Source organism: Bacillus sp. MD-5, assembly GCF_002201875.1.
In the GTDB taxonomy this organism is placed as follows: Bacteria; Bacillota; Bacilli; order Bacillales; family Bacillaceae; genus Bacillus; species Bacillus stercoris.
On the sequence record NZ_CP021911.1, the window covers coordinates 1,398,311 to 1,418,021 of the forward strand.

The 19,711-nt window shown below is 43.4% G+C and carries 21 protein-coding genes; 18 read left to right on the forward strand and 3 right to left on the reverse strand.

Translation table 11 applies throughout. From position 1 onward, the window contains the following. Window positions 1-483, reverse strand: coding sequence for a hypothetical protein (locus tag CDO84_RS07045; RefSeq protein WP_040083241.1), 483 nt, complete (start codon window positions 481-483; stop codon window positions 1-3). A gap of 102 nt (window positions 484-585) precedes the next feature. Between CDO84_RS07045 and glsA the strand changes: the two genes are divergently transcribed. The 4 genes from glsA (at window position 586) to pyc (ending at window position 6,826) form a co-directional block, all read left to right on the forward strand. Beyond that, window positions 586-1,515 carry a glutaminase A gene (glsA, locus tag CDO84_RS07050; RefSeq protein ID WP_040083240.1) on the forward strand — a complete coding sequence of 310 codons (930 nt, stop codon included), beginning with the start codon at window positions 586-588 and terminating at the stop codon, window positions 1,513-1,515. Between the two features lie 97 nt (window positions 1,516-1,612). Then, window positions 1,613-1,894, forward strand: a complete 282-nt coding sequence (locus CDO84_RS07055; RefSeq protein WP_014663853.1) for an Fpa/YlaN family protein — start codon at window positions 1,613-1,615, stop codon at window positions 1,892-1,894. Window positions 1,895-2,093: 199 nt separating this feature from the next. Beyond that, complete coding sequence (gene ftsW / locus CDO84_RS07060; RefSeq protein ID WP_040083239.1) at window positions 2,094-3,305, forward strand: cell division protein FtsW; 1,212 nt, start codon at window positions 2,094-2,096, stop codon at window positions 3,303-3,305. 74 nt (window positions 3,306-3,379) lie between these two features. Continuing rightward, a complete protein-coding gene (gene pyc, locus CDO84_RS07065; RefSeq protein WP_040083238.1) occupies window positions 3,380-6,826 on the forward strand; it encodes a pyruvate carboxylase in 3,447 nt (1,148 codons plus the stop codon). 325 nt (window positions 6,827-7,151) lie between these two features. On the opposite strand, the gene ctaA is transcribed toward pyc, so the two are convergent. After that, window positions 7,152-8,072 (reverse strand): heme A synthase CtaA, encoded by a 921-nt coding sequence (gene ctaA, locus CDO84_RS07070; protein WP_014663857.1) that lies wholly within the window; start codon window positions 8,070-8,072, stop codon window positions 7,152-7,154. 354 nt (window positions 8,073-8,426) lie between these two features. On the opposite strand from ctaA, the gene cyoE reads away from it, so the two are divergent. The 6 genes from cyoE (at window position 8,427) to ctaG (ending at window position 14,432) form a co-directional block, all read left to right on the forward strand. Beyond that, the gene (gene cyoE / locus CDO84_RS07075) at window positions 8,427-9,344 is read left to right on the forward strand and encodes a heme o synthase (RefSeq protein ID WP_003232250.1); all 918 of its coding nucleotides are present in this window, start codon (window positions 8,427-8,429) and stop codon (window positions 9,342-9,344) included. Between the two features lie 238 nt (window positions 9,345-9,582). After that, on the forward strand, window positions 9,583-10,653 hold the full coding sequence (gene coxB, locus CDO84_RS07080; protein ID WP_014663859.1) for a cytochrome c oxidase subunit II: 1,071 nt from the start codon (window positions 9,583-9,585) through the stop codon (window positions 10,651-10,653). Window positions 10,654-10,685: 32 nt separating this feature from the next. Next, complete coding sequence (gene ctaD / locus CDO84_RS07085; protein ID WP_014663860.1) at window positions 10,686-12,554, forward strand: cytochrome c oxidase subunit I; 1,869 nt, start codon at window positions 10,686-10,688, stop codon at window positions 12,552-12,554. Then, on the forward strand, window positions 12,554-13,177 hold the full coding sequence (gene ctaE, locus CDO84_RS07090; protein ID WP_014663861.1) for a cytochrome c oxidase subunit III: 624 nt from the start codon (window positions 12,554-12,556) through the stop codon (window positions 13,175-13,177). Before ctaD ends, ctaE begins: the two co-directional genes overlap by 1 nt. 2 nt (window positions 13,178-13,179) lie before the next feature. Then, on the forward strand, window positions 13,180-13,512 hold the full coding sequence (gene ctaF, locus CDO84_RS07095) for a cytochrome c oxidase subunit IVB (RefSeq protein WP_014663862.1): 333 nt from the start codon (window positions 13,180-13,182) through the stop codon (window positions 13,510-13,512). 26 nt (window positions 13,513-13,538) lie between these two features. Beyond that, window positions 13,539-14,432 (forward strand): cytochrome c oxidase assembly factor CtaG, encoded by an 894-nt coding sequence (gene ctaG, locus CDO84_RS07100; RefSeq protein ID WP_040083237.1) that lies wholly within the window; start codon window positions 13,539-13,541, stop codon window positions 14,430-14,432. 31 nt (window positions 14,433-14,463) lie between these two features. Here ctaG and CDO84_RS07105 read toward each other — a convergent pair whose 3' ends face one another. Further along, window positions 14,464-14,826 (reverse strand): YugN family protein, encoded by a 363-nt coding sequence (locus CDO84_RS07105; RefSeq protein WP_014663864.1) that lies wholly within the window; start codon window positions 14,824-14,826, stop codon window positions 14,464-14,466. Between the two features lie 139 nt (window positions 14,827-14,965). Between CDO84_RS07105 and CDO84_RS07110 the strand changes: the two genes are divergently transcribed. The 8 genes from CDO84_RS07110 (at window position 14,966) to coaD (ending at window position 19,706) form a co-directional block, all read left to right on the forward strand. Beyond that, window positions 14,966-15,412 (forward strand): CBS domain-containing protein, encoded by a 447-nt coding sequence (locus CDO84_RS07110; RefSeq protein WP_003221362.1) that lies wholly within the window; start codon window positions 14,966-14,968, stop codon window positions 15,410-15,412. An 84-nt stretch (window positions 15,413-15,496) separates the two neighbouring features. Beyond that, window positions 15,497-16,537: a CAP domain-containing protein gene (locus tag CDO84_RS07115; RefSeq protein ID WP_040083235.1), complete on the forward strand. Its 1,041-nt coding sequence runs from the start codon at window positions 15,497-15,499 to the stop codon at window positions 16,535-16,537. Window positions 16,538-16,794: 257 nt separating this feature from the next. After that, a complete protein-coding gene (locus CDO84_RS07120; protein ID WP_040083234.1) occupies window positions 16,795-17,193 on the forward strand; it encodes a YlbD family protein in 399 nt (132 codons plus the stop codon). 15 nt (window positions 17,194-17,208) lie between these two features. After that, window positions 17,209-17,448, forward strand: coding sequence for a YlbE-like family protein (locus CDO84_RS07125; protein ID WP_014663867.1), 240 nt, complete (start codon window positions 17,209-17,211; stop codon window positions 17,446-17,448). Window positions 17,449-17,562: 114 nt separating this feature from the next. Then, window positions 17,563-18,012, forward strand: coding sequence for a regulatory iron-sulfur-containing complex subunit RicF (ricF, locus tag CDO84_RS07130; protein WP_040083233.1), 450 nt, complete (start codon window positions 17,563-17,565; stop codon window positions 18,010-18,012). A gap of 54 nt (window positions 18,013-18,066) precedes the next feature. After that, window positions 18,067-18,339, forward strand: coding sequence for a YlbG family protein (locus CDO84_RS07135; RefSeq protein ID WP_009967171.1), 273 nt, complete (start codon window positions 18,067-18,069; stop codon window positions 18,337-18,339). A gap of 322 nt (window positions 18,340-18,661) precedes the next feature. After that, complete coding sequence (gene rsmD, locus CDO84_RS07140) at window positions 18,662-19,216, forward strand: 16S rRNA (guanine(966)-N(2))-methyltransferase RsmD (protein WP_040083232.1); 555 nt, start codon at window positions 18,662-18,664, stop codon at window positions 19,214-19,216. Between the two features lie 4 nt (window positions 19,217-19,220). Next, entirely contained in the window at window positions 19,221-19,706 is a 486-nt protein-coding gene (coaD, locus tag CDO84_RS07145; protein ID WP_014663869.1) for a pantetheine-phosphate adenylyltransferase, read from the forward strand. Window positions 19,707-19,711 lie beyond the last annotated feature (5 nt).

Here is a 19,711-nt window from a genome sequence, read left to right on the forward strand (position 1 = left end):
TTAAATGATTTCGATTTCTTTTAAATCGGTAATCGGCTGTTTATGATGAACCGGATCTTCAAAGTAAATATGCACGGGGCCGCCTTCTTGAATTGGCTTGCCTGCCTCACTGAAATGGACAACACTGTTCAAAGCGGTTTCCAGAGAAACGGCGGCCTTTCCTGAACTTGTGACAAATACACATTGTGTCGCAGAGCTGTTCGGCTCGGCATTTTTCAGCACAGTCCCAAGTCTCATTGCAAAACTTCCGTTCATCAGTTTTTGCTTCTCGTATTGTTTTTCGGTCTTTAAAGTCGGCGGCGCAATCCGGCCCTCTCTGATGACGCGTTCTGAATCAAGCTCGGATTCATCCCCGGTAGATTGTAATGTGTCTTGACTGTCCCCTTTGCGGTCAAACGAAAATTTGCGATCATCAAAAATCCAGACGCTTGGATCAATGGTAATCGAATATGTAACATTGCCTTTTACTTGGATAACGCTCATAATATGACCCCCTTCTCTCAAAATTATAAAAGTTTTCGCATGAATTGTCACTTTGTGTACAAATTATGTGTATTGAAATGCTGAGGGAACGAGGGTGTTTGCATGGTATGCCGGCATAATGATGAGCTTGAAGCCTTAGTGAAAAAGGCGAAAAAAGTAACGGACAAGGGGGAGGTAGCCAGTTATATTCCTGCCTTGGCAAAAGCTGATAAACACGATCTGTCAGTGGCGATTTATTATTCCAATAATGTTTGCCTGTCAGCAGGTGACGTAGAAAAAACATTTACGCTTCAAAGTATATCGAAAGTCCTTGCACTTGCTTTGGTGTTAATGGAATACGGCAAAGATAAGGTCTTCAGTTATGTTGGACAGGAGCCCACCGGTGATCCGTTTAATTCAATTATCAAGCTGGAAACAGTAAATCCAAGCAAGCCGTTAAACCCTATGATTAATGCCGGGGCATTGGTAGTAACAAGTCTGATTAGAGGAAGAACGGTGAAAGAGAGACTTGATTATTTGCTTTCTTTTATTAGAAGGCTGACAAACAACCAAGAGATTACATACTGCCGGGAAGTGGCTGAATCCGAATACAGCACTTCAATGATTAATCGGGCAATGTGTTATTATATGAAGCAGTACGGTATTTTTGAGGATGATGTAGAAGCAGTAATGGATTTATACACGAAGCAATGCGCGATTGAGATGAGCAGCTTGGATTTAGCGAAAATCGGATCTGTATTTGCATTGAATGGCAGAAATCCTGAGACTGGGAAGCAAGTCATCTCAAAAGATGTCGCAAGAATTTGCAAAACATTTATGGTGACGTGCGGAATGTACAATGCAAGCGGGGAATTCGCAATTAAGGTCGGAATCCCTGCGAAAAGCGGCGTATCCGGCGGGATTATGGGCATTTCACCTTATGATTTCGGGATCGGTATTTTCGGTCCGGCATTGGACGAAAAAGGCAACAGCATTGCAGGTGTAAAGTTATTGGAAATCATGTCTGAGATGTACAGACTGAGTATTTTTTAATTTATGTCATCTGCTTAAATCCTCTTGCATTTTCTGCTGATACCCTTTATGATAAATAGAAGAATTAGGTACTCGCCTGGGGAACGGAGGGATACTTTTGGCTTCAGAGATGATAGTTGACCATCGGCAAAAAGCTTTTGAACTCTTAAAAGTTGACGCTGAGAAGATTTTGAAGCTGATCCGAGTACAAATGGATAACTTAACGATGCCTCAATGTCCTCTATATGAAGAGGTCTTAGATACTCAAATGTTCGGGCTTTCGAGGGAAATCGATTTTGCTGTCCGCCTGGGATTGGTTGATGAAAAAGACGGTAAAGACCTTTTATACACATTGGAACGTGAATTGTCTGCATTGCATGACGCGTTTACAAGTAAATAAATGATAAAACTCAAACTTATTAACAGTTTGGGTTTTTTTATAACCGCTATTTTTCTCTCTTAAAGACGGTCTTTTTTTACACATTCCTTCCGAATCGTATAGAGATTCTTCGTCTCGTTTGATAAATTGTAGTAAAATAAAAAAGATAAATACATAAAAACCATAGTTAATGGAAGTTAGAAGCAGGGAAGAGGATGTTATGTTAAAAAAAATGCTAAAATCTTATGATTACTCGCTGATATTCGCAATTGTTTTACTGTGCGGATTCGGTTTGGTGATGGTTTACAGCTCAAGCATGATTACAGCTGTTTCACGATATAACGTAAGCAGTAACTTTTTCTTCATGCGGCAGCTGTTTGCTTTAATTGCAGGTGGTGCTCTATTTATTCTCATGGCTTTGTTTCCTTACAAGGCACTGGCCCATCAAAAGTTTCAGAAGGGGATACTGCTTGTATCTGTTCTTGCGCTTATCTCACTGTTTGTTTTCGGGCATGTTGCCGGAAACGCGCAGAGCTGGTTTAAAATCGGCGGAATGAGTATCCAGCCGGGGGAGTTTGTGAAACTGGTCGTGATTTTATACCTTGCAGCCGTATATGCCAAAAAACAAAGCTATATCGACCATCTATTAACTGGGGTAGCCCCTCCGGTAGTCATGACGCTTGTGATTTGTAGTTTAATTGCCATGCAGCCAGATTTCGGTACAGCCATGATTATCGGGCTGATTGCAACGTGCATGATCTTATGCTCCGGATTCAGCGGAAAGACACTGATGAGGCTTGTGATACTGGGCGGAATTGTTTTGATTTTAGTCAGCCCGATTATCTATTTGAATCAGGATAAAATTTTAACTAAAGGCCGCTTAGCGCGTTTTGAGAGTCTTGAAGATCCATTTAAGTATGCAGACTCATCAGGCTTGCAAGTGATCAATTCTTATTATGCGATCGGCTCAGGCGGCATTTTCGGTCTGGGGCTCGGTGAAAGTATCCAAAAATACGGATATCTGCCTGAATCACACACTGACTTTATTATGGCTGTCATTGCTGAAGAGCTCGGCATTTTTGGGGTATTGTTTGTGATTTTCTTATTGGGTTTTGTCGTCATAAAAGGTTTTTATATTGCCAGAAAATGCGAGGACCCGTTTGGAAGTCTTCTAGCGATCGGCATTTCAAGCATGATTGCCATCCAGTCGTTTATTAACCTTGGCGGTGTCAGCGGATTAATTCCGATTACAGGGGTTACCCTGCCATTTATCAGTTACGGGGGCTCTTCTTTGGTGCTGCTGCTGGGGAGTATGGGGATATTAGCGAATATCAGCATGTTTGTAAAATATTCAGAGAATAAGAAAAAGAGAGAACCCTTGGCGACGAAGGGACTGAAAAAGAAACAGCTTAAAAAAACTGTTTATCAGTAAAAAACAAGTGTGTACAGGGGAAGGATATTCCGCTATGATAGATTATATTCCATTCGGGTAAGGGGGAAAAAAGTTTGTCTCAGCAATCGATACAAAAAGTATTAGTAGCAAACAGGGGAGAAATTGCAATCCGAATATTCCGGGCGTGTACCGAGTTGAATATTCGTACAGTTGCGGTCTATTCAAAAGAAGATTCCGGTTCCTACCATCGGTACAAAGCGGATGAAGCATACTTAGTCGGTGAAGGGAAAAAACCGATTGATGCTTACCTGGATATTGAAGGGATCATTGATATTGCGAAAAGAAACAAAGTCGATGCAATTCATCCGGGATACGGTTTCTTATCTGAAAATATTCATTTTGCGAGACGATGTGAAGAAGAAGGAATCGTATTCATTGGTCCAAAATCCGAGCATCTCGATATGTTTGGTGACAAGGTAAAAGCGCGTGAGCAGGCAGAAAAAGCCGGAATCCCCGTGATTCCCGGAAGCGACGGTCCTGCAGAAACGCTTGAAGCTGTTGAACAATTTGGACAAGCTAACGGTTATCCGATTATCATTAAAGCTTCGCTTGGCGGCGGCGGCCGCGGTATGCGGATTGTCAGAGCTGAAAGTGAAGTCAAAGAAGCTTATGAGCGTGCAAAATCAGAGGCGAAAGCAGCCTTTGGCAATGATGAAGTTTATGTAGAAAAATTAATTGAAAATCCAAAACATATTGAAGTTCAGGTGATTGGAGACAAGCAGGGCAATGTCGTCCATCTTTTTGAAAGGGATTGTTCCGTTCAACGACGCCACCAAAAGGTCATTGAAGTGGCGCCAAGTGTATCGCTGTCACCTGAATTAAGGGATCAAATTTGTGAGGCGGCTGTTGCGCTTGCGAAAAATGTAAACTATATAAATGCGGGTACGGTCGAATTCCTTGTTGCAAACAACGAGTTCTACTTTATTGAAGTAAATCCTCGCGTACAAGTTGAACACACGATAACAGAAATGATTACGGGTGTCGATATTGTTCAAACACAGATCCTTGTTGCCCAAGGGCACAGTCTTCACAGCAAAAAAGTAAATATTCCTGAGCAAAAGGACATTTTTACAATCGGCTATGCCATTCAGTCACGGGTTACGACTGAGGATCCGCAAAATGATTTCATGCCTGATACAGGAAAAATTATGGCTTACCGTTCAGGCGGCGGTTTTGGTGTCCGTCTTGATACCGGAAACAGCTTCCAAGGCGCCGTGATCACACCATACTATGATTCACTGCTCGTTAAGCTTTCAACTTGGGCTTTAACGTTTGAACAGGCGGCTGCCAAAATGGTACGAAACCTTCAGGAGTTTAGAATCAGAGGCATAAAAACGAACATTCCGTTCCTTGAGAACGTTGCAAAACATGAGAAGTTCCTGACAGGGCAATATGATACATCTTTCATTGACACAACGCCTGAATTATTTATTTTTCCTAAACAAAAAGACCGCGGAACGAAAATGCTCACTTACATCGGCAATGTGACAGTGAACGGCTTCCCCGGAATCGGAAAAAAAGAAAAACCGGCGTTTGACAAGCCGTTAACCGTAAAGGTAGACGCTGATCAGCAGCCCGCCAGAGGAACAAAGCAAATTCTCGATGAAAAAGGTGCAGAAGGGCTTGCAAATTGGGTTAAGGAGCAGAAATCTGTCCTTTTAACAGATACGACATTCAGGGATGCCCACCAATCGTTATTGGCAACTAGAATCAGATCGCATGATTTGAAAAAAATCGCAAATCCAACGGCTGCATTATGGCCTGAACTGTTCAGTATGGAAATGTGGGGAGGCGCGACCTTCGATGTAGCCTACCGATTCCTAAAAGAGGATCCGTGGAAACGTTTGGAAGACCTTCGTGAAGAAGTGCCGAATACCTTATTCCAGATGCTGCTTCGCTCATCAAATGCGGTTGGCTATACGAATTATCCGGACAATGTGATTAAAGAATTTGTGAAGCAATCAGCTCAATCGGGCATTGATGTGTTCCGTATTTTCGACAGCTTAAACTGGGTAAAAGGAATGACGTTAGCCATTGATGCCGTTCGGGATACCGGCAAAGTGGCAGAAGCGGCGATTTGTTATACGGGAGATATCCTTGACAAGAACCGGACGAAGTACGACCTTGCTTATTATACATCGATGGCGAAGGAGCTTGAGGCGGCAGGTGCCCATATTCTCGGGATTAAAGATATGGCAGGGCTGTTAAAACCGCAGGCTGCATATGAACTCGTTTCAGCGTTGAAAGAAACGATCGACATTCCGGTTCACCTTCATACACATGATACGAGCGGAAACGGTATTTATATGTATGCAAAAGCTGTGGAAGCCGGTGTTGATATCATAGATGTGGCGGTCAGCTCAATGGCGGGATTAACGTCACAGCCTAGCGCGAGCGGATTTTATCATGCGATGGAAGGCAACAACCGCCGTCCGGAAATGAATGTCCAAAACGTTGAATTGCTGTCCCAATATTGGGAGTCAGTGCGTAAATATTATAGTGAATTTGAAAGCGGAATGAAGTCTCCGCATACTGAAATTTATGAGCACGAGATGCCAGGGGGCCAATACAGCAACCTGCAGCAGCAGGCCAAGGGAGTAGGCCTTGGCGACCGCTGGAATGAAGTCAAGGAAATGTACAGACGCGTGAACGATATGTTCGGTGACATCGTCAAGGTAACGCCTTCTTCAAAAGTAGTCGGAGATATGGCACTCTATATGGTGCAAAACAACCTGACTGAAAAAGACGTTTACGAAAAAGGCGAATCATTAGATTTCCCTGATTCTGTTGTGGAGCTTTTCAAAGGGAATATCGGGCAGCCTCATGGCGGATTCCCGGAAAAACTGCAAAAGCTGATCTTAAAAGGGCAGGAGCCGATTACAGTCAGACCGGGCGAACTGCTTGAGCCGGTATCATTTGAAGCGATCAAACAGGAATTTAAAGAGCAGCATAACTTGGAAATTTCAGATCAGGACGCTGTGGCGTATGCCCTTTATCCTAAAGTTTTCACTGATTATGTGAAAACGACAGAAAGCTACGGAGACATCTCGGTATTAGATACACCGACATTCTTCTACGGCATGACATTAGGTGAAGAGATAGAAGTTGAAATTGAGCGCGGCAAAACGCTGATCGTTAAGCTGATTTCAATCGGTGAGCCTCAGCCTGACGCCACTCGCGTCGTTTATTTCGAACTGAACGGGCAGCCGCGTGAAGTAGTCATTAAAGATGAAAGCATTAAGTCTTCCGTTCAGGAAAGGCTGAAAGCAGACCGGACAAATCCAAGCCATATCGCAGCTTCCATGCCTGGAACCGTTATTAAGGTATTGACTGAAGCAGGTACAAAAGTCAATAAAGGTGATCATTTGATGATTAATGAAGCGATGAAAATGGAAACAACGGTTCAAGCCCCTTTCTCAGGAACAGTCAAGCAAGTTCATGTGAAAAATGGCGAGCCGATTCAAACGGGAGATCTGCTCCTCGAAATTGAAAAAGCATAAAAAACAAAGAGTGTATATCATTTGATATACACTCTTGTTTTTTATAGAAAATGCGGAGTGAAACTGTTTAGAAGAGATGTAAGCGGCCTTCAAAGATTATACAGTAGTGCTGTCACAAGCCATTTCCTTTTCAAAATTAAACAGGCTTTTATACCGGCGATCTTTTAGATACTTTATTACTCTAGGCTCTATCTGATTATCCATGGTCAAAAGGGTTTATTTTCATGAAGTGATACTAATACAAAGGCTGGCCATTGAAACAATAAAGCGCCAAAACAAGACATGAAAAAAGACCAAAGCTGCTTAAGGCTTTGGTCTAGAGTCTTTATGACTGTCTGGAATCGTAACGGAAGCGGGCAATCAATAATAAGAAGTAGCATAAAACGCCAAACAGACAGGCAATAAAGAACGAGTGGGCAAGTGCAAAGCCCAGTGCCAGTTCAGTGTATACGATCATAATACCTGACAGTGCCTGTAATGTGATGAAAATAAGACACGAGATCCATCCCCAAAAAATCTGTTTTTGATCTTTGTAGGAAGTGATAGCATGAACAGCGGCAACAATAATCCATACAAATAATAGTAAGGCTGCTGCTCTGTGGCCCATTTGCACCCATTCATGGAATTGGGTCGGAAGTCCATTGTTCAGCGGGCTGCACAGCGGCACATCAGGACATGCAAGACTTGATTCAGTGTGTCTTACATATGCGCCTGTATACACAACGATATAGGAATATATTAAAATTCCTATCATGTGAAATTGCATCTTTTTGCCGATTTGAAGCGGCTTAACCAGTTTTCTGACTGATTTATCAGCTTCAAATATGAGTAATGTCAAAATAAGCACTGAAGCAAAAGAAATTAATGAGATGCCGAAGTGAAGCGCCATTATCAACGCGTTCGAACCGAATACGACAGCCAATGCGCCAAGCAATGCCTGTAGAAATAAAAAGATAATAGACATGATCGCGAGAAACGTTGTTTCACGGAAAATCGGCGTGATTTTTCTCCATGACCAAAACGCAAGGCTTAACACAAGGATAATAGAGATCCCGCTTGCGAATCTGTGGCTCCATTCAATAATTGAGGCCGGATTCAGTTCAGGGAAAAAACGGCCGTGACACAGCGGCCACTGTCTGCCGCATCCTTGGCCGGAACCTGTTTTTGTAACGAGAGCACCCCCGATTAAAACAATAAGCATGACAAATGTCGTCAAGACACCGAGAGCTTTTAATGCTTTATTCATACAATATTCACCTTCTCAACATACTGCTGCAATTTTATATACGTTCCAAGTGTAAGCGAATATGTGTTTTGTGGCAATTCCCAGAGGCTTTTGTTCACAAAAATATAATAGAATGACGGCTTCTGGAAAATGTACACTTGATTATTCGTGCCGGGTCTGATAGAAATAAGGTAAACGCAATGCCAATTTGGCGATTGCCTGCATCTTTGGTAAAATTCATAAAAAGTTCACAAATAAATTCCTGTTTGTCGTTTAATATTTAATAGGATGTTTTTTTACAAGATGTTATCTTGTATGATAGAGTTGCAGGTTTTTTTATTCTCCTGCGTTAGGTTTGTAAGGGAGGTTTACGTTATGGCTAACTCCAGAATCTTAAATGATACAGCTATAGACGGACAAATTGAAGAAACAACGGCATGGAAAGATTTTCTGTCCCTTATTAAGATAGGGATCGTCAATTCTAACCTCATCACGACTTTCACTGGAATGTGGCTTGCACTACATATTTCCGGTTTAAGTTTTTTAGGCAATATAAACACCGTTCTTCTTACACTAATCGGTTCATCTCTGATTATTGCGGGTTCTTGCGCGATCAATAACTGGTATGACCGGGATATTGACCATCTTATGGAGCGCACGAAAGTAAGACCTACGGTTACGGGTAAAATTCAGCCGAGTCAGGCGTTATGGTCAGGAATTTTGCTGGTTGCTTTAGGATTGATTATGCTGCTGATGACAACTGTCATGGCTGCTGTCATTGGTTTTATCGGAGTCTTTACGTATGTTGTATTGTACACAATGTGGACGAAACGCCGCTATACGATTAACACTGTAGTAGGAAGCGTTTCAGGTGCAGTGCCGCCGCTTATTGGATGGACGGCAGTGGAAGGGAATATCGGTGTCGTAGCATGGGTGTTATTCATGATTTTATTTATTTGGCAGATTCCTCACTTCTTAGCATTGGCTATTAAGAAAACTGAGGATTACAGAGCTGCAAATATTCCGATGCTTCCTGTCGTATACGGATTTGAAGTGACAAAAAGACAAATTATTGTGTGGGTTGCGTGCCTGATGCCGCTTCCGTTTTTCCTTGGTAGCCTAGGGCTTCCAATTGTCATCCTCGGTTTGCTGTTAAATATCGGCTGGCTGATTCTTGGCTTAATGGGATTCCGCTCCAAGAATATTATGAAGTGGGCAACGCAGATGTTCGTATACTCACTTAACTACATGACTATCTATTTCGTTGCCATGGTTGTCTTAACTCTTTTCTAAAAAATAGATATGCTGCTTGTTTTATCGCTTCAAAATAAACGATGACAACTAGTAAATGCCGCCTTGACCTCTTGTTTAATCAGGCGGCTTTACTTTTATACATAGATGGCATTTTGAGTAAAAAAACTCATAATTTAAGAGAAGAGGAAATGTAAGTGCTTTATTGGTGATAGGCTGGAGGCGATGGTTTTCGATCTGCTTTCCGCCTTTGTATTGACCAGAAAAGGGGTTGGGTGAAATGGTAAAGCATTGGCGTCTTATTTTATTATTAGCCTTAGTGCCGCTTCTATTAAGCGGATGTGGAAAACCTTTTTTATCCACGCTCAAGCCTGCTGGCGAGGTGGCTGATAAACAGTATGACCTGACAGTGCTCAGCACATTGATTATGGTGGTTGTTGTTGCAGTAGTATCTGTTATCTTCTTTTATGTGATTGTTAGATTTAGAAGATCACGGGTTGGTGAGAACACGATACCGAAACAGGTAGAGGGGAATAAATTTTTAGAAATCACATGGACCGTGATCCCGATTTTGCTGCTCATTATTCTTGTGATCCCTGTTGTATTATATACGCTGGAGCTAGCAGACACATCACCAATGGATAAGAAAGGCCGCAAAGCTGAGGATGCTCTTGTAGTCAATGTCCGGGCAAATTTATACTGGTGGGAGTTTGAATACCCTGATTACGGCATCATCACAAGCCAGGAGCTGATTGTGCCGACAGACCAGCGTGTATATTTTAATTTAAAAGCTTCTGATGTGAAACATTCCTTCTGGATTCCTTCAGTTGGAGGAAAACTTGATACAAATACGGATAATGAAAATAAGTTCTTCCTGACATTTGATTCGAAACGAAGCAAAGAGGCAGGAGATATGTTTTTTGGAAAATGTGCAGAGCTTTGCGGCCCTTCACATGCGCTGATGGATTTTAAAGTAAAGACAATGTCTGCAAAGGAATTTCAGGGCTGGACAAAAGAAATGAAAAACTATAAATCTACAGCAGAGAGCGATTTGGCTAAGCAGGGTGAAGAACTGTTTAAAGAGAAAAACTGCCTGAGCTGCCATGCGGTAGAGCCGAATGATAAGCGTGCAGAAGCCGCTAGAACGGCACCCAACTTGGCGACCTTCGGTGAAAGGACAAAAGTGGCAGGGGTGAAAGAGGCCAACAAAGAAAATGTGAAGGCCTGGCTGAAGGACCCTGACAGCATAAAGCCGGGGAACAAAATGACAGGAACATATCCAAAGCTCTCAGACAGCGAAACAGATGCGCTTTATGAATACTTAAAAGGCTTAAAAGCGGAAAGCAAGTAGGGAAGAAAGGGAGATATTGGGGGAGGTCACATATGTTGAATGCGCTTACAGAAAAGCGGACGCGCGGATCTATGCTTTGGGATTATTTGACGACGGTGGACCATAAAAAAATCGCGATTCTTTATTTAGCGGCAGGAGGATTCTTCTTTCTTGTCGGGGGAATTGAAGCGATGTTTATCAGAATTCAGCTTGCAAAGCCGGAAAATGCGTTTCTCAGTGCTCAAGCGTACAATGAAGTAATGACTATGCACGGAACGACGATGATCTTTCTGGCTGCGATGCCGCTTTTATTTGCCTTGATGAATGCGGTTGTGCCATTGCAGATCGGGGCTCGGGACGTTTCGTTTCCATTTTTAAATGCGCTTGGTTTTTGGCTCTTCTTTTTCGGAGGCATTTTCTTAAATCTAAGCTGGTTTTTGGGCGGAGCGCCAGATGCGGGCTGGACGTCATATGCCTCTCTTTCGCTTCATTCAAAAGGGCACGGCATAGACTTTTTCGTCCTCGGACTCCAAATATCGGGGCTCGGGACGCTGATAGCCGGGATTAACTTTTTGGCCACGATTATCAATATGAGGGCTCCGGGCATGACGTACATGAGGCTGCCTTTGTTTACATGGACGACATTCGTGGCCTCGGCATTGATCTTGTTTGCCTTTCCGCCGCTTACGGTCGGATTGGCTCTTATGATGCTGGATCGGCTGTTCGGAACCAATTTCTTTAATCCCGAGCTTGGAGGGAATACGGTCATTTGGGAGCATTTATTTTGGATTTTCGGCCATCCGGAGGTTTATATCCTAATTTTGCCTGCATTCGGTATTTTTTCCGAGGTCATCCCTGTTTTCGCCAGAAAGCGTTTGTTTGGCTATTCTTCAATGGTTTTTGCCATCGTGCTCATTGGCTTTCTGGGCTTTATGGTATGGGTGCACCACATGTTCACAACTGGTCTTGGCCCGATTGCAAATGCGATTTTTGCGGTTGCCACAATGGCTATCGCGATTCCGACCGGGATTAAGATTTTCAACTGGCTGTTGACGATTTGGGGAGGAAATGTGAAGTATACAACCGCAATGCTGTATGCTGTCTCATTTATTCCATCTTTTGTGCTTGGCGGTGTGACGGGAGTCATGCTGGCAGCGGCCGCTGCTGATTATCAGTTCCATGATACGTATTTTGTGGTGGCGCACTTCCACTACGTCATCATTGGCGGCGTGGTATTCGGCCTATTAGCCGGTGTTCATTTCTGGTGGCCGAAAATGTTCGGTAAAATTCTGCATGAGACGATGGGAAAAATTTCATTTGTACTGTTTTTTATCGGTTTTCACCTCACGTTTTTCATTCAGCATTTTGTCGGTTTAATGGGGATGCCGCGCCGGGTTTATACGTTTTTGCCTGGCCAGGGGCTTGAAACCGGCAACTTGATCAGTACAATCGGGGCGTTTTTTATGGCGGCAGCTGTTATTCTTCTGCTGGTCAATGTCATTTGGACTTCGGTAAAAGGCGAGTATGTAGGCGATGATCCATGGCATGACGGACGTACGCTTGAATGGGCCGTTTCTTCGCCGCCGCCGGAGTATAACTTTAAACAGCTTCCTTTTGTCAGAGGACTTGATCCGCTTTGGATCGAGAAGCAGGCAGGTCACAAATCAATGACACCGGCGGAACCGGTTGATGATATTCATATGCCAAACGGCTCAATCCTGCCGCTCATCATTTCCTTCGGCCTTTTTGTCGCAGCGTTCGGGCTGCTGTACAGAAGCGATTACGCTTGGGGCTTGCCAGTGATCTTTATCGGACTCGGCATCACCTTTATTACGATGCTGCTCCGCTCAGTCATTGATGATCACGGCTATCATATTCATAAAGAGGAACTGCCGAACGATGATAAAGGGGTGAAGGCATAATGCAAATTCAAGAAAAATTCACCGCAGAAACCTTTCCAGCTTCTCCTGAAAAAGTAACACTGGAAGGGAAAAATAAATTTCTAGGCTTTTGGCTTTTTCTTGGCGGAGAGACTGTTCTGTTTGCGTCTCTCTTCGCCACGTTTCTGGCGCTTCGGAATTCAAACGCCAGTGATCCGCCTACAACCGAAATGTTCGACGTAACACTTGTATTCATTGCGACAATGCTGTTATTAACGAGCAGTTTAACGAGTGTGTACGCGATGTACCACATGAAGAACTTTTCCTTCGGCAAGATGCAGCTTTGGCTGGGAATTACGGTTTTATTGGGGGCGGGCTTTTTAGGACTGGAAATCTATGAGTTTAAGCACTACACCCATGAATTTGGCTTTACCATCACAAGCTCTGCGCTCGGTTCTGCGTTTTACACGCTTGTCGGTACACACGGCGCCCACGTGGCGTTTGGGCTGATGTGGATCAGCACGCTGATGATCCGCAATGCCAAGAGAGGGCTGAACCTGTATACGGCGCCTAAGTTTTACGTTGCCAGCCTTTATTGGCACTTTATTGATGTCGTGTGGGTCTTCATCTTTACCGTTGTATATTTAATGGGGATGGTGGGATAAACATGGTCGGTAAAAAAAGCAGAGGGCATATCAACAGCGACCTTGAATTTAAGAAAAAAAAGCATGCCCAGGAGATGAAATATCAGGTTTTATCTTTTGGTTTAATGATCGGTCTTACGATTGTTGCATTTCTGACTGTGGCAACAGACGGTGTCGCAAGCTGGTTTACGATTCCTTTCATTATTTTGCTTGCTGCAATTCAAGTCATCTTTCAGCTGTATTATTTCATGCATATGAATCAAAAAGGGCATGAGGCGCCGGCATTATTTTTGTATTCAGGGGTGTTTGTCGCGTTTATCACTGTTCTTGCGTTTGTCACAATTATATGGTGGTAATTTGAACAGCCGCCGGAGGTGAAGAAATGAATCAGTTGGAGATATTTGGGTTTCGCGCCATGTGGAGCCCTTATCTTTTTTGTATCCTGTTAGGCATTACGGCGATTTATCTCTATTTTTACAGGCGAATGTTTTCAAAGCCGAATCGAATAACTGGTAAAGAGATGGCGTGTTTTCTGTCGGCGATGCTGTTTTTATATGCGGCCGAGGGAAGCCCTGTTGATTTGCTCGGACATATTATGTTTAGCGCGCATATGGTACAGATGGCTGTCCTGTATTTGGTTGTACCGCCACTGTTGATCGCTGGAATTCCTGCATGGCTCTGGGAGAAAATCATTTTCAGGCCTGCCATCAAACCGGTTTTTTCCTTTTTCGCGAAGCCCTTAATTGCTTTGCTTTTGTTTAACGGCATTTTTTCTTTATATCATGTACCGCTTATATTTGATACTGTCAAAACCAATCCGTTTTACCATACATTAATCACTTGGCTTATCTTTGTGCTTGCATTCTTCATGTGGTGGCCGCTTGTTCATAAGGTGGGGCGTCTACGGCAGCTCAGCGGCTTGATGAAGCTGGGGTATATTATGGCGGACGGTATGCTGCTCACACCTGCTTGCGCCTTAATCATGTTCAGCGGTGCGCCGTTATACGCCACCTATACAGATCCGTCTGCATGGGCCGAGGCAATGAGCCTTTGCGTGCCTGCGGATATGATGGGGCAGGTCCCATTAACAGGACCGGAGATGTTGAATACACTGCCTTTGTTAGAGGATCAGCAGCTCGGGGCCGTCATGATGAAAATCATTCAGGAAATTGTGTACGGTACTTTTTTGGCGATTATTTTTTTCCAATGGGTGAAGAAAGAAAGGGAAAAGGACGGGCAGGAGGAGCCGCCGTATATTCAGCAGACGATATCATAAAAGGTACAGCGGAATATGCTGTACCTTTTCGTTACATTTGAACTGTTTTTAACATGTCGGATATGTCCTGAATCAGTGCTTTGCTTTTTGTCACAACCTGTACGGGAAACTCTTCCGTTTCTCCATACTCTACTCCGTGCGGGTAGTAATGCTTGCCTAGGAGAGGGGACATTAATTGAATCACCGCGCGTCCGCTTCCGACATCACCCTCTGCCGCAATTCCTTGTATCCGCAGGTAAAACGTGCCCTCAATCGTCGAAAACTTCTTGTCATAGGTGACTCTCTCGTAATCCCATTGGCCTGCTCTGATGAGACCTTTGCTTTCCATTAAGTCGTCTAGCAAGCTGAGTTCAGCCTTAACCCCTTCAAGTCCGCTTTCAGTAAACTTCAACACCGACCCCTCCTTATAAAAATTACCTTTCCTGACAATCATAGTATGAAAGCGTTAAACTTTCAATGAATCTTCTTCTTTTGAAAGTATGCAAAAATTAAATTTTGACGACAATAGCACTAGACTAAAGGAGGTTAAACGGATGACAAAAATAAAAGATCTGATGACAGCCGACTTGCAATATTGCACGGTATTAGATAATGTATATGAAGCTGCAGTAAAGATGAAGGACGCGAATGTAGGGGCGATTCCAGTGGTTGATGAGGATGGGGAAACATTGGTCGGCATCGTGACCGACCGTGATCTCGTGTTAAGAGGAATCGCCATCAAAAAACCGAACTCGCAAAAAATCACTGACGCGATGACCGAAAAACCTGTCAGTGTGGAGGAAGATGCTTCAGTTGATGAGGTTCTTCATTTGATGGCATCGCATCAGCTCAGAAGGATACCAGTTACAAAAAATAAAAAACTGACTGGAATTGTCACGCTTGGTGATCTTTCTTTATCTGAGCAAACAAATGAACGTGCCGGCAGCGCCTTATCGGATATTTCTGAAGGTGATAATCGAGAAGAAGGCTTTTTTCATTAACACATAAATCTTTGACATGTTAAATAGGCTGTATTGTAATGGGTTGTAAGGCAAGACATTGTGAATCGCCACGGGGGTGATAGATTGAAAAATATATTGAGAGCAATGGTTATCCTTTTGATTATTTGCGGAACTTATGTTCTGTTTATTCAATATGGATCTGTTCCTGAAAAGAAATCAAATGACAGCGAGCCTCAGGTGTCAAATGAGGAAGCAGAAAGCGGCAAACGAATACATATGCCGACTTCAGGATTATTGTCCTTCATGGGCAAGTCCGCCGATGAAGTAACGAAAAAGCTTGGGGAACCTGAACGCATTGATCCTTCAGCTTATGATTACGATTGGTGGGTATACAATCAAGGTAAGGACCAATATATCCAAATTGGGGTATTAAACAATAAAGTGGTCACATTATTCGCGGCTGGGAATGATATTAACGCCAAGCCTTTCAAAATTGGCGAATCAACCGGAGATGTGTTCAAGACGACCCAGGTGGCGCCATTTGTGAATGTAGAGTATAAAGGAAATTCCTATCGGTTTGAATTTTCTGAAGAAGATATCAATACAAGACCGACTGTAAAGGTAGGAAAGATGTACGTCCAGCTGTATATGGACAAATTTGAAGGGAAGCTATCCAGCATCAGGGCGTTTGATGCGCAGACCTTTGTAAAGCAAAGACCTTATGAGGTAGTGTACCGCGGGGAATTAATCAAACCGAAAGCCGTTTCAGATGAGAAGTGGAAAAAGATCCAAACAACGAGCGAAAAGCAAATACTTGATTTGACGAATGTCATACGCGTCAAACATGGACTTGCGAAGCTTGAGTGGGATCAGCCAACGGCGGAAGTTGCCTTTGGGCATAGCGAGGATATGAAGGAAAATAATTATTTCTCCCATGTTTCTAAGAAATACGGTTCACTGAAAGACCGCTTAGAAGAAGGGCATGTTGACTTTCAGCAAGCGGGAGAAAATATCGCATACAATTATGTGGACGGTCCGGCAGCTGTAGAAGGCTGGCTGAATAGCGAAGGCCATCGAAAAGCGCTTCTGAATTCAGATTATACGCATCTTGGTGTCGGAGTAGACCGAAAGTATTACACCCAAAATTTTATTAAGCGATGGTAATGAAAGCCGCGGACGAATGGTTCCGGGCTTTTTCTATTTCACACAAGCTGGCTTGCGCTAAGGGATGTGTAAATACAGCCTGTTCAATATGTTACTTTTCTTGCTGATGAGGAGCCGATTTCCCCTTCTTCTTAAGGCTTTTCACCAGTGTTTAGGGACAGCACTAAAAATTCATTTGTGAATGAATATAGGCGAACACAATGCCCGACAAAACGATACATTGTAGTAGGTAACGATTTTCGGAGGGGGTGAGGATTGTGGCGAATCAACATGCCAATCATTCAATCAATGACTTTAAACAATTCGTCAAAAAGCATCCCAAGCTGATAAAAGAAGTGCGAAAAGAACAAAGAAGCTGGCAGGACGTATATGAAAATTGGGTTCTCTTCGGGGAGAGCGACCCGATTTGGGATCCGTATCGGGAACCGGAAGAAGCTGCAGAGGCTGTGCCCGAAACACCGCAAAAAAATGATTTTGTCACGAAAATGGTGACAGCGGTGAAAAAGATGGATGTCAATCAAATGAACGAACAAATCAATAAAATGAGCCAGTCAATCTCATCGTTGCAAAACCTTCTTAATACATTTTCCGGGAACAGCCAGAAGCAATCTCAGCCAGGCTCTGGACAGCATCCTTTTTCTTTTCGAAAGGATTAAAAAAGGGGATCTCATATGCGCAAAGAGGTGCAGGAATATATTTTCGCAAACGAAGAACGGAAACGATTCATCAGAGAGCAGCCGATATGGTACCGCAGGCTTTCGAGAAAACCGGATGATCTGTCCACCTTTCAGCTTGAGATGATGAATTTTTATGAAAAAACCATTCCGCATCGGGTGAATCAGTTTACAAACGGGATTCAAATGGCGCAAATGATGATGCAAATGTTCCAAGCGATGCGGACAAAAGATTAAAAGGCCCGGGAAAGGGTCTTTTTCATGCGTCCATACGGAGTTTGTTTTCAGCTGTGGTTAAGCATTTTCCAATTGGCTGGTTTCATGGTAAACTAACAACTGGAGGTGCATGTTATGTATGCGACGATGGAATCCGTACGGCTTCAAGGTGAAGCTCAGCAGCTTGCCGAGATGATTCTGCAGTCGGAGACGGCTGAGAACTACCGCAATTGTTACAAGCGTCTCCAGGAAGATGAAGAGGCAGGGCGGATTATTCGTTCTTTTATCAAAATAAAAGAGCAGTATGAGGATGTACAGCGTTTTGGCAAATATCATCCTGACTATAGAGAAATATCCCGGAAAATGAGGGAGATCAAACGTGAGCTGGACCTGAACGACAAGGTGGCTGACTTCAAGAGAGCTGAAAATGAGCTCCAGTCCATTCTTGATGAGGTCAGCGTCGAGATTGGGACAGCTGTTTCGGAGCATGTGAAAGTTCCGACTGGGAACCCTTATTTTGACGGTTTGTCTTCATGCGGAGGCGGCTGCGGTTCAGGCGGAAGCTGCGGATGTAAAGTGTCCTGACGAGACTGGCCGTCTCGTCTTTTACATATAAAAGAAATCAGGCAGGTGATTGTATTGGAGAATAGGCGCCAGGGAATGGTTGTGTATCTGCACTCCCTAAAGCAAAGCAAAATGCTGAGAAAGTTCGGGAATGTGCACTATGTATCAAAACGATTAAAATATGTCGTACTGTACTGTGATATGGACCAAATTGAAAAAACAATGGACAAGATTGCGTCTTACTCTTTTGTGAAAAAAGTAGAGCCTTCTTATAAACCGTTTTTAAAATTGGAATTCGAGTCAAAGCTTGATAAGGCAAAAGAATACGATTATAAAATCGGCATATAGCAATAAAAAAACCCCCGCAGACATCTGCGGGGTCCTTCTATTCCTTAATATGTTAAGGAGAAGGCAAAGGGAGAGGAGAAACCGGAGGAAGAACTTATGGGGAAACGTAAGTCTTCTCCGCGGTTGGCAACAACATCCTCTAGATGCTGTTGCTTATAGTATGGACAAGGATCATGCTGCCTATACACCTGTTTATCAAGATTAGCGTTCATTGTTTGGGAGAATGCTTTATGTTAAGATAGGATTGATTTTTTTCTATGTACATAGCGGCGTCTGGCCGAATAAAGAAACAAAATAGCTTTTAGAAAAAGTGGTGTGGAACATGAGAGTAATTTCTGGATCAAAAAAAGGCCGTTCACTAAAGGCTGTGCCGGGAACATCAACAAGACCGACAACCGACAAAGTGAAGGAATCCATTTTCAATATGATCGGCCCTTATTTTGATGGGGGAAGGGGACTAGACTTATTCGCAGGGAGCGGAGGTCTTGGAATCGAAGCGCTTTCACGCGGGTTTGAGCATTGTATATTCGTTGACCGTGATTTTAGGGCCATTCAAACGGTAAAATCTAATTTGAAAACGCTGGAGCTTACAAAACATGCACAGGTATACCGCAATGAGGCGGAACGTGCTTTGCACGCTGCTGCAAAGAGAGAAACCGGCTTTCGCGGCATTTTTCTCGATCCGCCGTATAAGGATCAAAAGCTGAAAGCACTTTTAACTTTGATTGACGAATATCAAATGCTGGAAGAAGACGGCTTTATCGTCGCTGAGCATGACAGAGAGGTCGAGCTTCCCGAAACCGTAGGAGATCTTGTGATGACAAGAAAAGAAACCTATGGGCTTACAGGTGTGGCGATTTATAAAAAGAGGGGGTAGTGAGGTGGCGAGTATAGCTGTCTGTCCCGGCAGTTTTGATCCGGTGACCTACGGGCATCTGGATATCATCAAACGCGGGGCGCATATTTTTGAACAAGTGTATGTATGTGTGCTGAATAATTCTTCAAAAAAGCCTTTGTTCAGTGTAGAGGAACGGTGTGAGCTTCTGAGAGAAGTGACAAAAGACATTCCGAACATAACAGTTGAAACATCACAAGGACTGTTAATTGATTATGCAAAAAGAAAAAATGCCAAAGCGATATTAAGAGGCTTGAGAGCTGTATCAGATTTTGAATACGAGATGCAGGGAACGTCAGTAAACCGTGTGCTTGATGAATCCATTGAGACATTTTTCATGATGACAAACAATCAGTATTCGTTTTTAAGTTCAAGCATCGTAAAAGAAGTGGCGAGATACAACGGCTCGGTATCAGAATTTGTACCGCCGGAAGTAGAGCTTGCGCTTCAGCAAAAATACAGACAAGGATGAGGGGG

What these genes read in the sequence shown, in the direction of transcription:
- rsmD (WP_040083232.1), top strand. Translation starts at nt 18,662, where the DNA reads ATGAGAGTAATTTCTGGATCAAAAAAAGGCCGTTCACTAAAGGCTGTG.
- CDO84_RS07110 (WP_003221362.1), top strand. Translation starts at nt 14,966, where the DNA reads ATGACAAAAATAAAAGATCTGATGACAGCCGACTTGCAATATTGCACG.
- ctaA (WP_014663857.1), bottom strand. Translation starts at nt 8,072, where the DNA reads ATGAATAAAGCATTAAAAGCTCTCGGTGTCTTGACGACATTTGTCATG.
- glsA (WP_040083240.1), top strand. Translation starts at nt 586, where the DNA reads ATGGTATGCCGGCATAATGATGAGCTTGAAGCCTTAGTGAAAAAGGCG.
- ftsW (WP_040083239.1), top strand. Translation starts at nt 2,094, where the DNA reads ATGTTAAAAAAAATGCTAAAATCTTATGATTACTCGCTGATATTCGCA.
- ctaD (WP_014663860.1), top strand. Translation starts at nt 10,686, where the DNA reads ATGTTGAATGCGCTTACAGAAAAGCGGACGCGCGGATCTATGCTTTGG.
- ctaF (WP_014663862.1), top strand. Translation starts at nt 13,180, where the DNA reads ATGGTCGGTAAAAAAAGCAGAGGGCATATCAACAGCGACCTTGAATTT.
- ricF (WP_040083233.1), top strand. Translation starts at nt 17,563, where the DNA reads ATGTATGCGACGATGGAATCCGTACGGCTTCAAGGTGAAGCTCAGCAG.
- ctaG (WP_040083237.1), top strand. Translation starts at nt 13,539, where the DNA reads ATGAATCAGTTGGAGATATTTGGGTTTCGCGCCATGTGGAGCCCTTAT.
- CDO84_RS07125 (WP_014663867.1), top strand. Translation starts at nt 17,209, where the DNA reads ATGCGCAAAGAGGTGCAGGAATATATTTTCGCAAACGAAGAACGGAAA.
- CDO84_RS07045 (WP_040083241.1), bottom strand. Translation starts at nt 483, where the DNA reads ATGAGCGTTATCCAAGTAAAAGGCAATGTTACATATTCGATTACCATT.
- cyoE (WP_003232250.1), top strand. Translation starts at nt 8,427, where the DNA reads ATGGCTAACTCCAGAATCTTAAATGATACAGCTATAGACGGACAAATT.
- ctaE (WP_014663861.1), top strand. Translation starts at nt 12,554, where the DNA reads ATGCAAATTCAAGAAAAATTCACCGCAGAAACCTTTCCAGCTTCTCCT.
- coxB (WP_014663859.1), top strand. Translation starts at nt 9,583, where the DNA reads ATGGTAAAGCATTGGCGTCTTATTTTATTATTAGCCTTAGTGCCGCTT.